Origin of the sequence: Aliivibrio sp. S3MY1 (assembly GCF_028765575.1) — a bacterium.
Taxonomy (GTDB): domain Bacteria; phylum Pseudomonadota; class Gammaproteobacteria; order Enterobacterales; family Vibrionaceae; genus Aliivibrio.
The window spans coordinates 1-1,203 of sequence record NZ_JARACO010000077.1 but is presented as its reverse complement, the minus strand read 5'-3'; the positions used below and the strand labels follow the sequence as shown (position 1 = coordinate 1,203).

Here is a 1,203-nt window from a genome sequence, read left to right as displayed (position 1 = left end):
CACGAACTAAAGATAGCAGTTTTTTGGCTCAGTTCAGCGATTGAGCCATTAGTTTTTTAGTCGTGAAAGTAGGGTGTTTTTCCTTTTTCTTTGTTGCCTTTTAGCTTTCATTTCATTAGGTTCGGCAATTGACTATTATTGCCAAAAGTTCATGGGTTTCAGAAATAAATTTACGCTTCAATTGTTCATGGTTTTGCCTCATTTTATCCTGCGCCAGTGTTTTATTCTCAGCATTTTCAATCCCAATTGTGGCAAGGATATTTGGTTTATCAGCGCAAAACTTGCTGAAACCAAATCGTACAAATGGTGTAAGAAAAAGGGATTGTTTCGTTTCGCAGTTTTTGCCGCTGATTGGATATTTTGCTCGCTTAATTGAGTCAGTCTAATTAAACTCAGTTTACAGTAAATCTCGGTAAATCAGTTCTTTACCAATTAAAGCGAAGCGTTGACAAAGATCGTGTAACAAATGCATCAACACGATTTGCTACACTCGGCGTTGTCAGTTTGCCTTTAGTTTTAGTGATTAAGGCAGTAAAATTCAGTTTAGTCTGTATCGTAGCAAACGTGTTATGCAGGCGTTATATTTTTAAGGTGAATAAATGCGGAAAATTGTTGGTGTAATATCTGTTATTGGAGTTCTTAGTATTTCTGGGATATTGATAAGTTTGTTTGCATATCTATCTATGTTTAATGGCAAATTATCTAGTGACCATGCGGTATGGGCACAATTTGCTGACTATTTATCAGGGACTATTGGTGTAGTTTTAACCTTCGTATCATTTATTGCCCTTTTATATACAATATATATACAGTCAAAAGAGTTAGCTGAAACACGACAGGAAATGAAACTTTCTCGTCAAGCGCAAGAACGAGCTATCGATTTCACAAGGCTTGAAGCACTACTTTCATTGAAATCACACTATTTAGATATCATTAATAAAGAATATGAAAAGGCTGAATGGTGGGGAAAAGGTAAAAATGATAGTTTTATGCAAGTAGTAATAGATACAGTTGCAGATACAGATACAAAATTGCGAGAAGTAAGCCTAGAACTAAATGAATACCATAATAAAGTCATACAGAAAAAAATATAACAAATGCATCAACACGATTTGCTACATTCGGCATTCTAGGTTTCTTTGAGTTTACCGTTTTAAGTGGTAAGTTTGGGCTTAATCTGCATGGTAGCAAACGTGTTATGCA

The 1,203-nt window shown here is 35.2% G+C and carries 1 protein-coding gene; it reads left to right on the top strand.

Annotated features, from left to right (window positions below):
• The first annotated feature begins 599 nt into the window (after positions 1–599).
• Entirely contained in the window at positions 600–1,094 is a 495-nt protein-coding gene (locus PVK62_RS17290; RefSeq protein ID WP_065601527.1) for a hypothetical protein, read from the top strand.
• Positions 1,095–1,203: the final 109 nt, after the last annotated feature.